The following is a 16556-nucleotide window of genomic DNA, read 5'->3' as shown; positions in this document are numbered from 1 at the left end:
GGCTTCCTTATACGACGATGCGGTTCATATAGCCGCGAAACGCCTGCAGATAACGAGGGATGGGAATCAGGAACGCATCGTGGCCCTGGGGGGCGTCGATTTCGAGGTAACAGACGTTCTTGCGGGCCGCCATCAGCGCGTCGACGATTTCATGCGAGCGCTCGGGCGAGAAGCGCCAGTCGGTGGTGAAGGACATCACGCAGAAGTCCGCCTTGGCGATCGACAGCGCCTGGGCGAGGTCGTCGCCATAGGCAGCGGCCGGGTCGAAGTAGTCCAGCGCCTTGGTCATCAACAGATAGGTATTGGCGTCGAAGCGGCTGGAAAATTCCTCGCCCTGGTAGCGCAGATAACTCTCGACCTGGAACTCGACGCTGTTGAAGTCGTAATTGAGCTTCTCGCTCTTCAGACCGCGGCCGAACTTGGTGCCCATGGCGTCGTCGGACAGGTAGGTGATGTGGCCCACCATCCGGGCCAGCATCAGGCCGCGCTTGGGGATCACGTTCTGCTCCTGGAAGTGCCCGCCGTGGAACTCGGGGTCGGACAGAATGGCCTGGCGAGCCACTTCGTTGAACGCGATATTCTGCGCCGACAGCTTCGGCGCCGAGGCGATGGCGACGCAGTGGCGAACCCGTTCGGGATAGCTCATGGTCCATTGCATCGCCTGCATGCCGCCGAGGCTGCCGCCAACGACCGCAGCCCATTGCTCGATCCCCAGCACATCGGCCAGCCGCGCCTGGCTGTTGACCCAATCCTCCACGGTGACCACGGGAAATTCCGCACCGTAGGGCTTGCCGGTCGCTGGATTGATGCTGCTGGGACCGGTCGAGCCATTGCAGCCGCCGAGGTTGTTCAGGCTGACCACGAAGAAGCGGTTGGTGTCGATGGGCTTGCCCGGCCCGATGCAGCTGTCCCACCAGCCGGGTTTTTGCTCGCTCATGTCATGAAAGCCGGCCGCATGGTGATGGCCCGACAGTGCATGGCAGATCAGCACGGCATTGCTGCGCGCGGCGTTCAGTTCACCGTAGGTTTCGTAAATCAACTGGTAGTCGTTGAGCGCGCGGCCGCAGGCAAGTGCCAGCGGCTCGGCGAAATGCTCGACCTTCGGACTTACCAGACCAACGGAATCGGCTGGAATAGCTGTGGGCATCGACCCTGGCTCGTTCTGGAAGAAGGCGGCAAAGTCTAAAGGTTAGCGCGCCTCAATTCATCCTCAATCGCAACGCCGATCAGCCCAGACGGGTGGCTGACAGGCTGACGATCTTACCCTGGCGACGGATCGGCGGCGGACGCCGCAGCAGTCGCAGCATCTCCCCGGCCTGCGCGAGCTGCTGCTCCAGCTCCAGGCTGTAGCGCGCCAGCAGGCTGGTGCGTTGGCTGCTTTGCCGGGCGTCTTGTGCCAGGGTCTTGAGCTGCAGCATGTGCGTCTCGAGTTGCTGCTTGTGTTGCAGCGAATACTGCATCAGCGGCATCAGCGCCTCATCGGCCCATTGTTCGGCCTCCTGGCGCAGCCGCTGATGCATGCCGATGACTTCCTGTACCAGCGTGGCGAAGAAGCGTCGGGTCAGGGTGCGCTGCTCGGTCAGCAGCGTCTTGAGTTGCAGGCGAAACTGGTCGGCCTTGGCCTGCAGGCCCTTCAGCTCTGCTTGGTAAGGCTCGAGGCGGAACAACGGAGCGTCGACGCCGTGCAGCGGGTGTTCGTCATTGTGGCGACCGTAGATCGCCGAGACGACCTTGTTCGCCAGTGCCGCCTCGTTCTCCAGGGCGTTCAGGTCCTGCTCGACCGAGCGGAAGAAGTGCAGGATGCTGAGGTTGATGCCCAGGGTGGTCAGGCTGCCGGTCAGGCTGCGGCGCAGCCGTGCCAGATGTTCCTCCAGCCGCTCGGCGCGCACCGTACCGCGTAGCAATTCACCCTGGCGTTGCAGCAGGCGCTGGTTGGTCTTCAACTGCAGCAGGCGCTTGTGGTGCTGATTGTGATCGTGACGGGTGCGGGCGGTCAGCTCCAACAGCAGTTGGCCGCTATCCTGACGACGATTATCGAGCAGTTCGCGCTGTTCGTGGACCTTGGCCAGCCGCTGGGTGAGGATGTGCTGGCTGTTCTCCAGCAGCGCAAGGACCTGGCGCACCACCTGCTGCTCCAGCAGACGTTCCTTCTGCCCCAGAATGCGCTCGCACAGCAGCTGCTCCAGCGCCAGCAACCGGCTGCGTTCGAGCAGGGCCTGATCGCCGCGAATCCGGGCGAGCAAGGCCTGCTTGGCCGAAAGCGGGAGCACGTCGGTGACCGCGATCCCCAGTTGTTGGGCGGTGCTGGACTGCATGCGCTGGATCGCGTCGTTGACGAAGACGTCGCCACATACGTCATCCCAGAGCACGTCGATCTTGTTCAGGACAGCGAACAGACGTTGCCGATCGCCATCGTTGAGCTGATGGATGTGCTGCTGCCAGATGTCCATGTCGCTGGCGGTCACGCCGGAGTCGGCCGACAGCAGGAAGATCACCGCCTGCGCATTCGGCAGCATCGACAGGGTCAGCTCCGGTTCGCTCCCCAGCGCGTTGAGGCCCGGTGTGTCGAGAATGCGCAGCCCCTGGCGCAACAGGGGGTGATCGAAGTTGACCAATGCGTGCCGCCACGCCGGCACCATCACTTCGCCGACGGTTTCCGAGTGCTCCAGCGAGTCGGGCGGAAAACCGAGCGCAATGGCCTGCTCCATGGGCATCGACCGCGTGGATGCGACCTGGTTGAAGGCTTCGACCATGGCGTCCGGGTTGTCCGGGTCCAGCGTGATGTCCTGCCAGGCCTGCGGGTGGCGCTTGAGCTGGGCGATGCCGGTATCGTCCAGGCGCGACTCGATGGGCAGCAGGCGGATGTAGGAGCGCTCCGCACGGGGGTCGAAGAACAGCTCGGTCGGGCACATGGTGGTGCGGCCCGCGCGCGAGGGCAGGATGCGTTTGCCGTATCCGGAGAAGAACAGGCTGTTGATCAGCTCCGTCTTGCCGCGCGAAAATTCGCCGACGAAGGCCAGGGTGATGTGATCGGTGCGCAGCAGTTTGAGCGCGCGATCCAGCCTGGCGTCGACCGCCTCGGAACTGAGGCGGTGCTGTACGAGCCAGCTGCGATACCGCGTGATCTCCCGGACCAGGTCCCGCTTCCAGGTGACGTAGGCATCCACTTGCCGGTCGAGTCGTTCCATGATCGTGGTGTCCCTGAAGGGCGGATCGGGTGATTATCCCAGCCGCCCCGTGCGGGTCAATCGAGCGGTTGTGAACCACCGCTCAAAGGCCGCATGTGAAGGGGCCGGCGCGACGATCAGATCAGCGAGCGGAGGATGTTGGGCATGTGCGTCATCATCGCCAGGTTGTTGATGACCAGCATGTCCAGCAGCTTGATGGCAAGGAACGCGAAAATCGGGGAGATATCCAGTCCGCCGAGATTGGGCAGCAGGCGGCGAAAGGGCGCCAGCACCGGTTCGCAGATCTGGCTGACCAACTGGGCGCCGGGGTTGTGACTGCCGGGTGCGACCCAGGACAGGATGACGCTGATGATCAGGGCGTAGAAGAAGATGTTCAGGAACAGCCCGGTTACGCCAATGACGGCCCACACCAGCAGTTGCAGCGGGTTGCCGATACCGCCGTAGGCGAGCATCAGGATCGCCGCCATCAGCAGCAACTGGATCACGATGGCGAGCACCAGTGACGACAGATCGAGCCCGCCGATGCTCGGGATTACCCGGCGCAGCGGCTTGAGCAGTGGGTGCGTGGCGCGCACGATGAACTGACTCAGCGGATTGTAGAAATCGGCCCGGACCAGTTGCAGGATAAAACGCAGCAGCACGATCAGCAGATAGAGGCTGCCGAGCGTCTGGACGATCAGGATCAGGGCTTGCGAGAGTTGCGACATGAAGGCTCCTTAGTTGCCCAGTTGTTCGGCGAGTTCGGCCGAGCGATGCGCGGCTGCATTCATTGCGTGTTGGACCAGGGCCTCGAAACCGCCCGCCTGAAATGCTTTGATCGCCGCTTCGGTGGTTCCGTTCGGCGAGGTGACCCGACGGCGCAGCTCAGCCGCCTCGACATCGCTTTCACAGGCCATCCGTGCGGCACCCAAGGCGGTGTGCAGGGTCAGTTGGGCGGCGACCGCGCGTGGCAGGCCAAGTTGCTCGCCGGCCGCGGTCATGGCTTCGATCATCAGGAAGAAATACGCCGGGCCGCTGCCGGACACCGCGGTTACGGCGTCGATCAGGGCTTCCTCGTCCAGCCAGCACGCCAGGCCGACAGCCGACAGCAATTGCTCGGCCTGCTGTTTCTGCTCCTCGCTGACCTGGGCGTTGGCGAATAAGCCACTGACGCCCTGACGCAGCAGCGAGGGTGTATTCGGCATGCAACGCACGATTGGCCGAGGCGCCTGCTCGCCCAGCCAGCGTTGAAGGCTCGCGCAGGTGATGCCGGCCGCGATCGATACGATCAGCTGGTTCGGTTGCAAATGCGCCGCGAGATCACGGCAGACGGCCTGCATGACCTGCGGTTTGACCGCCAGCACGACGACATCGGCAGCGGTCAGCGCCTGGCCGTTATCGGCGAAGGTGGCGATGCCATGGCTGGTTTCAAGGTCGGCGCGCTTGTCGGCGCCGGGGTCGCTGGCGCAGATCGATGCCGCCGGGAAGCCTTGGGCACGCAAGCCGCCGATGAGGCTGGCAGCCATGTTGCCACCGCCAATGAAGGCGATACGGGGTGTGCTCATGGATGGAATTCCTTATTCATGCGGTGGGGCAGCGGTAGCGATCGGCGATGCAGGTGACCGGGCGCCGAACAGGGCAGTGCCGACACGGACCCAGGTGGCCCCCTCGGCGATAGCGGCCTCCAGGTCCTGGCTCATGCCCATCGAAAGCGTGTCGAGTTCGAGGTCGAGCCCGTTCTGCAACTGCCGCAGGCGGGCAAACGCGGCGCGTTGTTCGGCGGGGTCCTCGGTGGGTTCGGGTATTGTCATCAGGCCGCGCAGGCGCAAGCGAGGGAGTGCGGCGATGGCGTGCGCCAAGGGATATACGGCTTGGGGGTCGCAGCCGGATTTGCTGGCCTCGCCACTGACATTGACCTGCAGGCAGACGTTCAACGCTGGCAGGTGGGCAGGGCGCTGATCCGAGAGGCGCTGGGCGATCTTCAGACGGTCCACCGAATGGACCCAGTCAAAGTGTTCGGCGATCAGCTTGGTCTTGTTCGATTGAATGGGTCCGATGAAATGCCAGGTCACTGAAAGGTCGCTGAGGCTGGCTTGTTTTTCCAGGGCCTCCTGCAGATAGTTCTCGCCGAAATCCTGCAGGCCGGCATCGCAGGCCAGGCGGATGGCCTCGGCCGGTTGCGTCTTGCTGACCGCCAACAGGCGCACCTCGTCGGGATCACGCGCCACAGCTTGCGCCGCCTCACGGATGCGCGTTGCGACCTTTGCAATATTGTTCGCTATCGTGGACATTACCTGCGCCTGCCACCTTAGGGTCTGCGCGGCATTCTACCTGCTTGCTTGTAATTGGGGAGTCCCATGGATATCACAGAGCTGCTGGCCTTCAGTGCCAAGCAGGGTGCGTCGGATTTGCACCTGTCTTCCGGTTTGCCGCCGATGATCCGCGTTGACGGCGATGTGCGCCGGATCAACCTCCCCGCGATGGACCACAAGCAGGTTCATGCCCTGATCTACGACATCATGAACGACAAGCAGCGCAAGGATTTCGAGGAATTCCTCGAAACCGACTTCTCGTTCGAAGTGCCCGGCGTCGCTCGCTTTCGCGTCAACGCCTTCAATCAGAACCGCGGTTCCGGCGCCGTGTTCCGGACGATTCCCTCCAAGGTCCTGACCATGGAGGATCTTGGCATGGGCGAGGTCTTCCGCAAGATCACCGACGTGCCGCGTGGGCTGGTCCTGGTCACCGGGCCGACCGGTTCGGGTAAATCGACAACGCTGGCCGCGATGCTCGATTACCTGAACAACACCAAGTATCACCACATCCTGACCATCGAGGACCCGATCGAATTCGTCCACGAATCCAAGAAGTGCCTGGTCAACCAGCGCGAAGTGCATCGAGACACGCTCGGCTTTTCCGAAGCGTTGCGTTCGGCCCTGCGTGAAGACCCGGACATCATCCTGGTCGGTGAAATGCGTGACCTGGAAACCATCCGCCTGGCGCTGACCGCAGCGGAAACCGGCCATCTGGTGTTCGGCACTCTGCACACCACCTCGGCGGCCAAGACCATCGACCGGGTGGTCGACGTGTTTCCCGCGGAAGAGAAGTCGATGGTCCGCTCGATGCTGTCCGAGTCGCTCCAGGCTGTGATTTCACAGACACTGCTGAAGAAGGTCGGTGGTGGCCGGGTCGCCGCGCACGAGATCATGATTGGCACGCCGGCGATCCGAAACCTGATCCGCGAAGACAAGGTGGCGCAGATGTATTCCTCGATCCAGACCGGCGGTTCGTTGGGCATGCAGACCCTCGATGCCTGCTTGAAGGGGCTCCTGGCCAAGGGGCTTATTTCGCGCGACAGTGCCAAGGAAAAAGCCAAGCAACCGGAAAATTTCTAAGCCGGGGGAGCGGCCCGGCCGCCGAAGCCGGCCCTTCCGATTAGCCTTTACGCGGTTTCGCCCAAACGCATACGAGAACGACGATGGAATTCGAGAAACTGTTGCGCCTGATGGTGGAAAAAGGCGGCTCCGATCTGTTCATCACGGCTGGTGTGCCGCCGTCGATGAAGGTCAACGGCAAGATCCTGCCGGTGAACAAGACGCCGATGTCGCCGGAGATGACCCGCGAAACGGTGCACGCCGTGATGAACGAGCAGCAACGCCGGGAGTTCGCAGAAAATCATGAATGCAACTTCGCCATCAGTGCGCGGGGCATCGGCCGTTTTCGCGTCAGCGCCTTCTATCAGCGCAACCTCGCGGGCATGGTGTTGCGCCGTATCGAAACCAACATTCCGACCCTCGAAGAGCTCAAACTGCCGGATGTATTGAAGAAGCTCGCCATGACCAAGCGCGGCCTGGTGCTCTTCGTTGGGGCGACCGGCACCGGCAAGTCGACGTCGCTGGCGGCGATGATCGGCTACCGCAACAAGAACTCCAGCGGGCACATCATCTCCATTGAAGACCCCATCGAGTTCATCCACCAGCATCAGAGCTGCATCGTCACTCAGCGCGAAGTCGGCATCGACACCGACTCTTTCGATGTGGCGCTGAAGAACACCCTGCGCCAGGCCCCTGACGTAATTCTTATCGGCGAAGTGCGGACCCGCGAAACCATGGATTATGCGGTCGCGTTCGCTGAAACCGGCCATCTCTGCCTGGCCACGCTGCACGCCAACAACGCCAACCAGGCGCTGGATCGGATCATCAACTTCTTCCCGGCCGATCGGCAACAGCAGGTCTGGATGGACCTGTCGCTGAACCTCAAGGCCATCGTCGCTCAGCAACTGATCCCGACCCCGGATGGGAAAGGTCGCCGCGCGGTGATCGAGGTGCTGATCAATACCCCGCTCGCAGCGGACCTGATCCGCAAGGGCGAGGTACACGAACTCAAGTCGCTGATGAAACGCTCCACCGACCTCGGTATGCAGACCTTCGACCAGGCACTCTACAACCTCTATGTGCAGGGCGAGATTACCTACGAAGACGCCTTGCTTCATGCCGACTCGTCCAATGATCTTCGCCTGATGATCAAGTTGGACTCCGAAACCGATAGTGAGCACCTGTCCAGCATCTCGCAGGGCTTGACCCTGGAGGTCAGTGACGACGACCCAGGCCGCAGCTTTCGTTAATCGATGCGGTGCCGGGGTTGCCCGATGCGCTTGCCGGCCCGGGTGGCAACGCTTTCGGCTTGGCCATCACGCTGCGCACCGGCCCGCGCGCGACTCATCAATTGTTGGATGAGCGGGCCTTCTGGCAGGTTTTTCCAGAAGCGTACCGGTAGATGGCCTTGCAGCACGTCAGGGTTGAGCCGGGCCGGATTGAAGGTGCTCTGGTAATAGGCGTTCCACAGCTCGGCGCCCCTGTCCTTGGTGCCTTGCGCCCATTCACGCCAGCGTGCCGGGCATCGGTTGCAGTAGTGCATAGTCTGGCCATCCCACAACACCGCATCATCGGGCGTCGCGATGAGCCAGGAGTGCAGGCCCATGCGGTCTGCGAAGGGCGACGACGCGCTGAGCAGAATGTCATGGGCGGGCTCGAACCAGGCGACATAGTCCGGAGCGTGCTCGGCCTCCAGTGGGTAAAAGCGCACAAAGGCGTGCAGGTGGTGCGCTTCGCGGCGTACGGCCTTGATGCGCGCCTGCAGCTCGCTGCCGTCGACATCACCGGCCAGCCTGGCGGTTCGATCGCCGTTCGCGACTCGCCAGAGAATCCGGTACAGCAGGCTCCAGCGGTCCCTCGTGCGAAAGCGTGCAGCGATTTCCAGCTCGTCGATCAAAGACCGCGGGATACGCGGCGCCGGGGTCGAGATCGGGTCGAGTGTTTCGAACGCATCGGGCTCGTTGAACAGGCCGCCCGTATCGTTGCCGCCGAGCCACTCGACCCGATGAGGCGCGATCGCGCTCCGGAGCAGGTCACGGGCAGCGTCGCGCCAGCCATCGAAGCTGCCGTCGAAGCGCACCTGGCGCATCACCACAAACCCATCTGTACCGGCCCCTCGCTGAGCCGTTGGCGCAGTTGTGCCGAATCGGCATGGGCCAGGCTCGGCCGGTAGTCCTGGGTGATGATGAAAGGTTTGGCTTTTTCCAGGGAACAGCGAAGGCGCGTCAAATCTTCATAGCGGATGCGTTTCTGCCGGCGCAGGGCGACCAGTCGCTTGGCGCTGAGTAGGCCGATGCCAGGAATGCGGGCGATCAACGCGGGCTCGGCCCGATTCAAGTCGACCGGAAAGTGTTCACGGTTGGACAGCGCCCAGGCGAGCTTCGGGTCAATGTCCAGCGGCAGGTTCCCGGGCCCGGCGAGCAGCTCGCCAGCACGAAAGCCATAACCGCGCATAAGGAAGTCGGCCTGGTACAACCGATGCTCGCGCAGCAGCGGTGGCGCCTCGAACGGCACGGTCGTCGGGCTGTGGGGGATTGGGCTGAACGCGGAGTAATAGACGCGCCGTAGGCGGTAGCTGCCGTAAAGCGACTGCGCGGTGTGCAGAATGGTGCTGTCATCCGTGGCGTCGGCGCCGACGATCATCTGGGTGCTTTGGCCGGCGGGAGCAAAGCGCGGTGCGCGTTTCTCCGTCTGGGCTTCGGTTTCGCCCTCGTGGATGGCATGCATGGCCTGCTTGATGGTGACGACCTGTTTCTCCGGTGCGAGACGGATCAGGCTGGACTCGGTCGGCAGTTCGATGTTGACGCTGAGCCGGTCGGCGTAGCGGCCGGCCTCGGCAATCAGCAGCGGGTCCGCGTCCGGGATAGTCTTCAGGTGGATGTAGCCGCGAAATTCATGCTCTTCGCGTAACAGCCTGGCCACGCGGATCAGCTGTTCCATGGTGTAGTCGGCGGATCGAATGATGCCGGAGCTGAGAAACAGGCCGCTGATACAGTTGCGCCGGTAGAAATCCAGGGTCAGCGTCACGACTTCTTCCGGCGTGAAGCGTGCGCGTGGTACGTCGCTGGATCGACGGTTCACGCAGTACTGGCAGTCGTACAGGCAGAAATTTGTCAGCAGAATCTTCAGCAACGCCACGCAGCGACCGTCCGGGGTGAAGCTGTGGCAGATGCCCATGCCATCGGTGGCGCCCAGCCCGCTACGGCCCTTCGAACTGCGTTTCGGTGCGCCGCTGCTGGCGCACGATACGTCGTACTTGGCCGCGTCGGCCAGGACGCTGAGTTTATCGATCAGTTGCATGGGAATCGTCGCGATGCTGTTTGTATATACAGTATCACGGTGCCTCTGGTTCACGATGGCCGTTCGGCAGACACTTCAACCGGACGGGAATCGGATAAGCTCAGCGAGGCAATACCCAACCGACAGCGAGGCTCAGATGCGGCAGAACACCCACAGCACCTTGATTGGCTACCTTCTGTGGATCTTTGGATTCCTCGGCTCCCACCGCTTCTACTACGGCAAGCCGATCACCGGCACGATTTGGTTCTTCACGCTTGGCTTGTTCTTCGTCGGCTGGATCATCGATCTGTTTCTGATTCCGTCGATGGACCGAGAGGCCGATCTGCGCTTCCAGCCGGGGCCTATCGACTACACCGTCGCCTGGATTTTGCTGACCTTCTTGGGTGTCTTCGGTGTACACCGCATGTACCAGGGGAAATGGATTACCGGGCTGATCTACCTGTGCACCGGCGGGCTGTTTTTCGTGGGCGTGCTCTATGACTTCTGGACGCTGAACAGCCAGGTATCGATGCGCAACCTGGAAAAGCGCGGGTAACGAGGCGCTCCAGCGGTCCGGCCCCTCGCGGGCGGACCGCTAGCACGCGGTCAGCCCTGAAAGGCGAGCCTGCCGTCGACAATCGTGTGGCGCACCGCGCCCGGCAGGCAATGGCCGATGAAGGGGCAGTTACGGCCCTTGGAATGCCAGACTTCGCCCGCCAGCGTAGAGCTGGCCGGATCGAACAGGACCAGATCCGCGGCGTCGCCGACAGCCAGGCGCCCGGCGGGTAGCTGCAGCGCGGCGGCCGGGCCGCTGCTTAGGCGGGCGAGTGCAGTCGGCAGGTCGAGCAGGCCATCCTCCACGAGCGTGAGTGCCAGCGGAAGAAGGATTTCCGCACTGCTGATGCCAGGCTCGGTTTCGCCGAACGGCGCCTGTTTGGCGTCCACCTCGTGAGGCTGGTGGTGACTGGATATCGCCGAGATAACGCCGGCCTTGACCGCTTCGCGCAGGCCGTCACGGTCGCGGGCGCTGCGTAAGGGCGGCTGCACATGGTAAAGGCTGGAAAAACCGTGCAGCGCTTCATCGGTCAGGATCAGCTGATACATCGCCACATCGGCGGTGACCGGTAGGCCGCGCGCCTGAGCATCGGCGATCATCTGTGCGCCGCGGGCGGTCGTCAGTTGGCTGAAGTGCGCACGTACGCCGGTCTGTTCCACCAACAGCAGGTTGCGCGCCAGAGCCACGGTTTCGGCTGTCTCGGGGATGCCGGCCAGGCCGAGAAACGCGGCCGCCGGGCCTTCATGGGCCAGACCGCCCGCGGCCAGATCGGCGTCCTGGGAATGCATGATCACGGTGAGGCCGAAGGTCGCTGCATATTCCAGCGCGCGGCTCAGGTTTCGGTTGCTGGCGAAGTTGGTCAGGCCATTGCCGAAGGCGACACAGCCGGCATCGCGTAGCGCCACCAGCTCAGCGAGCTGCTCACCCGCCAGGTTGCGTGTCAGGGCCCCAATCGGGAAGACCTTGGCATGACCGGACTCGCGGGCGCGGTCGAGAATCAGCTCGGCGACCGCGGCGGTGTCCAGCACGGGTTTGGTGTTCGGTGGGCAGCACAGGCTGGTGATGCCGCCGGCAGTGGCGGCCAGTGTTTCGCTTGCGATGCTGCCCTTGCGGCTGTAGCCCGGCTCGCACAGGGCAACGGACAGATCGACCAGCCCGGGGGCGGCGATCAGTCCCTGTGCGTCGATGCTGTGCACCGCGTTGAAGCCTGCCGGTGCCTGGCCGATGGCGACGACCAAGCCGTCCTGGCAGTAAATGTCAGTGACTTCATCGCGCCCGTTGGTGGGATCGATCAGGCGAGCGCCGAGGATTTCGGTGGGCATCAGTTCTGCTCCTCGGCAGCGTATTCGGTTTCGAGCTGGCGCTGGGCGGTCTGGCCGCTCATGGCCATGGAGAGCACCGCCATGCGAACCGCGATGCCGTAGGTCACCTGGTTGAGAATCACCGACTGGGTCCCGTCCGCCACCGCCGATTCGATCTCGACGCCGCGGTTGATCGGGCCCGGATGCATGACGATGGCGTCCGGCTTGGCCAGCGCCATGCGCTGCGTGGTCAGTCCGTAGAGGCGGTAGAATTCGCCCTCGCTGGGCAGCAGTCCACCCTGCATGCGTTCGCGTTGCAGGCGCAGCATGATCACCACATCGACATCGCGCAGGCCTTCGTTCATGTCGTGGAAGACACTGACGCCGTACTGCTCCAGGCCGATCGGCAGTAGCGTTTTCGGACCGATGACACGAATGTCCGGGCAGCCGAGGGTCTTCAGCGCGAGCATGTTGGAACGGGCCACACGCGAATGCAGGATGTCGCCAACGATGGCCACCGACAGCTTCTCGAAATCACCCTTGTGTCGACGGATGGTCAGCATGTCGAGCATGCCCTGTGTGGGGTGCGCGTGGCGTCCGTCACCGCCATTGATGATCGCGACGTCCGGGCAGACGTGCTCGGCGATGAAGTGTGCGGCGCCCGAATCAGCGTGACGCACGACGAACATGTCGGCCGCCATCGCTTCGAGGTTGCGCAGCGTATCGGTAAGGGTTTCACCCTTGCTGGTCGATGAGGTCGACACGTTCAGCGTGATCACATCCGCCGACAGGCGTTTGGCCGCCAATTCGAAGGTGGTGCGGGTGCGCGTCGAGTTTTCGAAGAAGACATTGCAGACGGTCTTGCCGCGCAGCAGAGGGACCTTCTTGACGGCCCTGGCGCCGACTTCTAGAAAGGAGTCGGCCGTGTCGAGGATTTCGGTGAGCAGTGCGCGCGGCAAACCGTCCAGGGACAGGAAATGGCGCAACTGGCCGTTGTCGTTCAGCTGCAGCGGGCGCTTGGCGTCGGTAGGCGTCATCGCGAGGGTCTCAGTTGGCGGATGCGAGGGTCTTGTACTCAAGGGCGAGCGGAGCCGGGCCGAGCAGTTTCACCCGTTTGTCCGGCGGCAGAGACAGCGTCGCGCCGACCACGTCCGGCCGGATCGGAAGCTCACGGGCGTTGAGATCCAGCAGGCAGACGAGGCTGACGCTGGCGGGCCGGCCATAGTCGAACAGCTCGTTGAGTGCCGCACGGATGGTGCGTCCGCTCATCAGCACGTCGTCGATCAGTACCAGGTGCTGGCCTTCGATTTCGAACGGCAGTGCCGATGGGCGAACCTGTGGATGCAGGCCGTTCTGCGTGAAGTCGTCGCGATAGAAGGACACATCCAGCACGCCGAGCGCCTCCTGCTTGCCACGCAGTTCCAGCAATGCCTGGGCAATCCAGACGCCACCGGTGTGGATACCGATGAACAGGGGCTCCGATATGCCATGGCTGCTCAGGTGTTGCTCCAGTGCAGCCGCCATTTCGGGCAGCAGCTGGTCGGGGTTCGGCAGGGTCATCGTTTCTCCTTGATACGCGTCAGAGGGCCCGCTGTGCGGTCAGCCAGCCTTCCAGCAAAAGCGCTGCGGCGAGGGCGTCGACGGGGCGCTCGCGGTAGCCTCCGTGCTGCCCGCTACGCAGGCGCTCGCCTTTGGCTTCGTAGGTTGTCAGGCGTTCGTCGTGGGTGTGCACCGGAATGTTGAAGCGGCCGTTGAGGCGCCGGGCGAATTTCTCGGCGCGGCTGCTCATTTCACTCGGGCTGCCATCCATGTTGAGCGGCAGGCCGACCACCAGCGCATCCGGTTGCCATTCGAGCAGCAGCGCTTCGATCCGCGACCAGTCGGGCACGCCGTTCTGGGCCTTGAGCACACACAGTTCCCGGGCCTGGCCCGTGATCGCCTGGCCGACCGCGACGCCGATCTGCTTGGTGCCGTAGTCGAAGCCCAGCAGCAGGCGCAGGGCACTCATGCGTGGCCGACCTGGGTGCTGAGATGCCTGAGGTCGACCCCCAGCGATGCGGCTGCAGCCGCGAGCCGCTGGTCGTGGGGCAGGTCGAAGAGAATGTGCGGTTGCGCCGGGCAGCTCAGCCACGCGTTTTCGACCAACTCCATTTCGAGCTGGCCCGGCTCCCAGCCCGCGTAGCCGAGCGCGATGAAGTGTGGACTGGGGCCGTAGCCGTCGGCGATAGCGAAAAGCACGTCCTGGGAAGTGGTGACGCCGAGTTCGCCCAAACCGAGTGTGGCCTGGAATTGGGCGTCGGCCGGATGCAATACGAAGCCCCTGTCGGTCTGGACCGGGCCGCCGGAAAAGATGGGCAGGTGCTGGCAGGCGGGGATCACGGGTTCGCCCGGACGCAATTGTTCGAGGACGTCCGCCAGATTCAGTCCGCTCGGGCGATTGACGATGAGCCCCATCGCGCCGTCCCGGTTGTGCTCCACCAGATAGATCAGCGTCTGGGCGAAGTTCGGGTCGGCCATGTGCGGCATGGCCATCAGGAAGTGATGCTTGAGGTAATGGGGCGCGGTCGCTTTCATGGTTGCTAGCTTAAGCGTTGCGGGCGAGCCCGTGAAGCCACGCGCGTTGGCTTGCGCACGTGTGCGACCGACTCCCCGGCTCAGCGGCTCGATAGCCGGTCGCCGCGCTCGAAGCGCCAGGTTCTGATGATTTCAACCTGATCGAACTTCTGCGCCAACTCTCCGGAGAAGGGTGCGAAGGGCGCTGCGAGCCGGACGATGCGCATCGCGGCCTCGTCGAGTACCGCCTGTCCAGAGGACTCGAGCACCCGAAGTTCCCGTACCGCGCCGTTGCGGTCGACGATCACCAGCATGCGCAGGCTTCCGTAAATACGCTGGCGGCGTGCCTCGTCCGGGTAGTTGAGGTTCCCGATACGCTCGACTTTCTTGCGCCATTCATCACGATACCAGGCGCTGATGTCCCGCATGGTCGCGGCGCTGTTCTGGCGGCTGACGCGAGGCCGCTTGGCGTACTGCTCTACCTGCTGCGCGAGCTCGGCTTCGAGACTGGCGATTTCCGCGCTGAGTTGCGAGCTGTCGAAGACGGGCGCGGGCTGCGCCTGTGGTTGTGGCTTGTTCTTCTGCGGCTTCACCGGTGTCTTGTCCGGCTGTGGCGCGCGGGTCGCGACCGCCGTTTTCGGCGCTTCGCTGCGGTTGCTCGGCGGCGGTGAGGCGGCCGGCGTGACCTTGCGCACCTGGGTGTCCTGGAACGGCGCCTGCTCCGTCGTTTTGGGTGACGCCTTGTGCTCCAGCGTGCCGCTGCCCTGTTGGTTATCCTGGGCGATGAAATCGGCTTCCTTCGGCTTGTCTTCGCTTTTGAAGGTCGACAAGGTGATTTCGAGCGTCTTGCTGATCTGCCTGGGCTCGGACAGGGTGAAGCCGAGCCCGAGAATCAGGGCGACATGCAGCGCGGCCGCGAGGAAGATCGTGAAGCCGAGACGGTCCGCCGGGCGGACGCCGGTAGAGGCGGGAATGGGTTGGCGTGTAGCGGCGTTCATTGCATTTCAGTCGGCTCGAAGTGCGCGCAGTCTGCCCAGCACGCCTGCAAAAGTCTATGAACCAGGCGGCAGCTTTGGTGCGTCAGTGACCAAGGGTTTGCGGCGCGGCACAGCTCATGTCTGCCGGTGGCGGGATGGAATGTCGGTTGGCCTGCCAGGCCAACCGACGCTGACGCTAGGCGTTGGATCGACCTTGCAGTTTTGCAGCGATGGCGTCCATCAGGCGCTCGCCAATGCGAGTATCGAACGCATTATCGATCTCGCGGATGCAGGTCGGACTGGTGATGTTGATCTCGGTCAGGTAGTCGCCAATCACATCCAGGCCGACGAAGAGCAGCCCGCGCTTGCGCAATTCGGGGCCGACGATGGCGGCAATCTCTTTGTCCCGATCGGAAAGCGGTTGCGCAACGCCTCGTCCGCCCGCGGCGAGGTTGCCGCGGGTTTCGCCCGCCGCCGGAATGCGCGCCAGGCAGTAGGGTACGGGTTCGCCGTCGATCATCAGGATTCGTTTGTCGCCATCCTTTATCGCCGGGATATAGCGCTGCGCCATGATCTGGCGGTTGCCGTGCTCGGTCAGCACCTCGAGGATGACCGAAAGGTTGGGGTCGCCCTCGCGGTGGCGGAAAATCGATGCACCACCCATTTCATCCAATGGTTTGAGAATGATGTCACGCTGCTCTCGGGCAAACTCCCGCAGAATGTCGGACCGTCGGCTGACAAGCGTCGGCGGCGTGCATTGCGGGAACTGGGTAGCAAAGAACTTCTCGTTGCAATCGCGCAGGCTTTGCGGTCGGTTCACCACCAGCGTACCGGCTTGCTCGGCGAGCTCAAGCAGGTAGGTCGCGTACACGTACTCGCTGTTGAAGGGCGGGTCCTTGCGCATCAGGATGACATCGAGTTCGGCCAGCGGGCCGTCGATCTCCTCCCCGGTCTCGTACCAGCGCTGAGGGTCGTTGAAAACCTTCGCGCTGCGCATGCGGGCTCGGGCTTCGCCGCCGAGTTGGTAGAGGTCGCGCTGTTCCATGTAGTAGATCGTCCAGCCGCGGGCCTGGGCTGCCAGGAGCATGGCCAGGGAGCTGTCCTTCTTGAAGGCGATCTGCGCGATTGGGTCCATGATGATCCCGACGCGAACAGTCATGTGATGATCTCCAACGAAAGGCAGAACGGAGCTGCCAGGGGCTTGAAATATCGACGCAGATTGGCGGCGGTTGTGCGTTGGGTCAAGGAAAATCCGGTTACCCTGGCGGCAGATAGCTTGCACTTGAGGAGTGTGCTAAAAAGGTCCGGCGATTGGGTGCAGCCCATCGATGACAGGGCCTCTGGCGCACTGA

Annotated in this window: 17 protein-coding genes; 3 read left to right on the top strand and 14 right to left on the bottom strand. The window is 63.3% G+C overall.

What is annotated here, in order from left to right:
• Positions 1-7: 7 nt before the first annotated feature.
• The 5 genes from metX to GQA94_RS01520 all read right to left on the bottom strand — a co-directional run bounded on the left by metX (position 8) and on the right by GQA94_RS01520 (position 5458).
• On the bottom strand, positions 8-1147 hold the full coding sequence (gene metX, locus GQA94_RS01540) for a homoserine O-succinyltransferase MetX (protein WP_158186408.1): 1140 nt from the start codon (positions 1145-1147) through the stop codon (positions 8-10).
• Between the two features lie 79 nt (positions 1148-1226).
• Positions 1227-3188: a dynamin family protein gene (locus GQA94_RS01535; protein WP_158186407.1), complete on the bottom strand. Its 1962-nt coding sequence runs from the start codon at positions 3186-3188 to the stop codon at positions 1227-1229.
• 116 nt (positions 3189-3304) lie between these two features.
• Positions 3305-3895 carry a YggT family protein gene (locus GQA94_RS01530; RefSeq protein WP_158186406.1) on the bottom strand — a complete coding sequence of 197 codons (591 nt, stop codon included), beginning with the start codon at positions 3893-3895 and terminating at the stop codon, positions 3305-3307.
• Positions 3896-3904: 9 nt separating this feature from the next.
• A complete protein-coding gene (proC, locus tag GQA94_RS01525) occupies positions 3905-4732 on the bottom strand; it encodes a pyrroline-5-carboxylate reductase (RefSeq protein ID WP_158186405.1) in 828 nt (275 codons plus the stop codon).
• 12 nt (positions 4733-4744) lie between these two features.
• Positions 4745-5458 carry a YggS family pyridoxal phosphate-dependent enzyme gene (locus GQA94_RS01520; RefSeq protein ID WP_158186404.1) on the bottom strand — a complete coding sequence of 238 codons (714 nt, stop codon included), beginning with the start codon at positions 5456-5458 and terminating at the stop codon, positions 4745-4747.
• 66 nt (positions 5459-5524) lie between these two features.
• Between GQA94_RS01520 and GQA94_RS01515 the strand changes: the two genes are divergently transcribed.
• Together GQA94_RS01515 and GQA94_RS01510 are read left to right on the top strand one after the other, a co-directional pair.
• Positions 5525-6559 carry a type IV pilus twitching motility protein PilT gene (locus tag GQA94_RS01515; RefSeq protein WP_158186403.1) on the top strand — a complete coding sequence of 345 codons (1035 nt, stop codon included), beginning with the start codon at positions 5525-5527 and terminating at the stop codon, positions 6557-6559.
• 83 nt (positions 6560-6642) lie between these two features.
• A complete protein-coding gene (locus GQA94_RS01510) occupies positions 6643-7788 on the top strand; it encodes a PilT/PilU family type 4a pilus ATPase (protein WP_158186402.1) in 1146 nt (381 codons plus the stop codon).
• On the opposite strand, the gene GQA94_RS01505 is transcribed toward GQA94_RS01510, so the two are convergent.
• Together GQA94_RS01505 and GQA94_RS01500 are read right to left on the bottom strand one after the other, a co-directional pair.
• Positions 7785-8627, bottom strand: coding sequence for a TIGR03915 family putative DNA repair protein (locus GQA94_RS01505; RefSeq protein ID WP_158186401.1), 843 nt, complete (start codon positions 8625-8627; stop codon positions 7785-7787). The genes GQA94_RS01510 and GQA94_RS01505 overlap by 4 nt on opposite strands.
• Positions 8627-9838, bottom strand: a complete 1212-nt coding sequence (locus GQA94_RS01500) for a putative DNA modification/repair radical SAM protein (RefSeq protein ID WP_158186400.1) — start codon at positions 9836-9838, stop codon at positions 8627-8629. Before GQA94_RS01500 ends, GQA94_RS01505 begins: the two co-directional genes overlap by 1 nt.
• Positions 9839-9974: 136 nt before the next feature.
• On the opposite strand from GQA94_RS01500, the gene GQA94_RS01495 reads away from it, so the two are divergent.
• On the top strand, positions 9975-10373 hold the full coding sequence (locus GQA94_RS01495; protein ID WP_158186399.1) for an NINE protein: 399 nt from the start codon (positions 9975-9977) through the stop codon (positions 10371-10373).
• A 50-nt stretch (positions 10374-10423) separates the two neighbouring features.
• On the opposite strand, the gene GQA94_RS01490 is transcribed toward GQA94_RS01495, so the two are convergent.
• The 7 genes from GQA94_RS01490 to gshB form a co-directional block, all read right to left on the bottom strand.
• On the bottom strand, positions 10424-11695 hold the full coding sequence (locus GQA94_RS01490) for a dihydroorotase (protein WP_158186398.1): 1272 nt from the start codon (positions 11693-11695) through the stop codon (positions 10424-10426).
• Complete coding sequence (locus GQA94_RS01485; RefSeq protein WP_158186397.1) at positions 11695-12711, bottom strand: aspartate carbamoyltransferase catalytic subunit; 1017 nt, start codon at positions 12709-12711, stop codon at positions 11695-11697. The genes GQA94_RS01490 and GQA94_RS01485 overlap by 1 nt, the downstream gene beginning before the upstream one ends.
• Positions 12712-12721: 10 nt before the next feature.
• Positions 12722-13234 carry a bifunctional pyr operon transcriptional regulator/uracil phosphoribosyltransferase PyrR gene (gene pyrR, locus GQA94_RS01480; RefSeq protein WP_158186396.1) on the bottom strand — a complete coding sequence of 171 codons (513 nt, stop codon included), beginning with the start codon at positions 13232-13234 and terminating at the stop codon, positions 12722-12724.
• Positions 13235-13253: 19 nt separating this feature from the next.
• Entirely contained in the window at positions 13254-13682 is a 429-nt protein-coding gene (ruvX, locus tag GQA94_RS01475) for a Holliday junction resolvase RuvX (RefSeq protein ID WP_158186395.1), read from the bottom strand.
• On the bottom strand, positions 13679-14248 hold the full coding sequence (locus GQA94_RS01470) for a YqgE/AlgH family protein (protein WP_158186394.1): 570 nt from the start codon (positions 14246-14248) through the stop codon (positions 13679-13681). The genes ruvX and GQA94_RS01470 overlap by 4 nt, the downstream gene beginning before the upstream one ends.
• An 80-nt stretch (positions 14249-14328) precedes the next feature.
• Positions 14329-15225: an energy transducer TonB gene (locus GQA94_RS01465; protein ID WP_158186393.1), complete on the bottom strand. Its 897-nt coding sequence runs from the start codon at positions 15223-15225 to the stop codon at positions 14329-14331.
• A 175-nt stretch (positions 15226-15400) separates the two neighbouring features.
• A complete protein-coding gene (gene gshB, locus GQA94_RS01460) occupies positions 15401-16363 on the bottom strand; it encodes a glutathione synthase (RefSeq protein ID WP_158186392.1) in 963 nt (320 codons plus the stop codon).
• Positions 16364-16556: the final 193 nt, after the last annotated feature.

The organism is Stutzerimonas stutzeri (assembly GCF_009789555.1).
Taxonomy (GTDB): Bacteria; Pseudomonadota; Gammaproteobacteria; order Pseudomonadales; family Pseudomonadaceae; genus Stutzerimonas; species Stutzerimonas stutzeri_R.
This window is presented reverse-complemented; position numbering and strand designations above follow the sequence as displayed.

What these genes read in the sequence shown, in the direction of transcription:
- metX (WP_158186408.1), bottom strand. Translation starts at nt 1,147, where the DNA reads ATGCCCACAGCTATTCCAGCCGATTCCGTTGGTCTGGTAAGTCCGAAG.
- GQA94_RS01535 (WP_158186407.1), bottom strand. Translation starts at nt 3,188, where the DNA reads ATGGAACGACTCGACCGGCAAGTGGATGCCTACGTCACCTGGAAGCGG.
- GQA94_RS01530 (WP_158186406.1), bottom strand. Translation starts at nt 3,895, where the DNA reads ATGTCGCAACTCTCGCAAGCCCTGATCCTGATCGTCCAGACGCTCGGC.
- proC (WP_158186405.1), bottom strand. Translation starts at nt 4,732, where the DNA reads ATGAGCACACCCCGTATCGCCTTCATTGGCGGTGGCAACATGGCTGCC.
- GQA94_RS01520 (WP_158186404.1), bottom strand. Translation starts at nt 5,458, where the DNA reads ATGTCCACGATAGCGAACAATATTGCAAAGGTCGCAACGCGCATCCGT.
- GQA94_RS01515 (WP_158186403.1), top strand. Translation starts at nt 5,525, where the DNA reads ATGGATATCACAGAGCTGCTGGCCTTCAGTGCCAAGCAGGGTGCGTCG.
- GQA94_RS01510 (WP_158186402.1), top strand. Translation starts at nt 6,643, where the DNA reads ATGGAATTCGAGAAACTGTTGCGCCTGATGGTGGAAAAAGGCGGCTCC.
- GQA94_RS01505 (WP_158186401.1), bottom strand. Translation starts at nt 8,627, where the DNA reads ATGCGCCAGGTGCGCTTCGACGGCAGCTTCGATGGCTGGCGCGACGCT.
- GQA94_RS01500 (WP_158186400.1), bottom strand. Translation starts at nt 9,838, where the DNA reads ATGCAACTGATCGATAAACTCAGCGTCCTGGCCGACGCGGCCAAGTAC.
- GQA94_RS01495 (WP_158186399.1), top strand. Translation starts at nt 9,975, where the DNA reads ATGCGGCAGAACACCCACAGCACCTTGATTGGCTACCTTCTGTGGATC.
- GQA94_RS01490 (WP_158186398.1), bottom strand. Translation starts at nt 11,695, where the DNA reads ATGCCCACCGAAATCCTCGGCGCTCGCCTGATCGATCCCACCAACGGG.
- GQA94_RS01485 (WP_158186397.1), bottom strand. Translation starts at nt 12,711, where the DNA reads ATGACGCCTACCGACGCCAAGCGCCCGCTGCAGCTGAACGACAACGGC.
- pyrR (WP_158186396.1), bottom strand. Translation starts at nt 13,234, where the DNA reads ATGACCCTGCCGAACCCCGACCAGCTGCTGCCCGAAATGGCGGCTGCA.
- ruvX (WP_158186395.1), bottom strand. Translation starts at nt 13,682, where the DNA reads ATGAGTGCCCTGCGCCTGCTGCTGGGCTTCGACTACGGCACCAAGCAG.
- GQA94_RS01470 (WP_158186394.1), bottom strand. Translation starts at nt 14,248, where the DNA reads ATGAAAGCGACCGCGCCCCATTACCTCAAGCATCACTTCCTGATGGCC.
- GQA94_RS01465 (WP_158186393.1), bottom strand. Translation starts at nt 15,225, where the DNA reads ATGAACGCCGCTACACGCCAACCCATTCCCGCCTCTACCGGCGTCCGC.
- gshB (WP_158186392.1), bottom strand. Translation starts at nt 16,363, where the DNA reads ATGACTGTTCGCGTCGGGATCATCATGGACCCAATCGCGCAGATCGCC.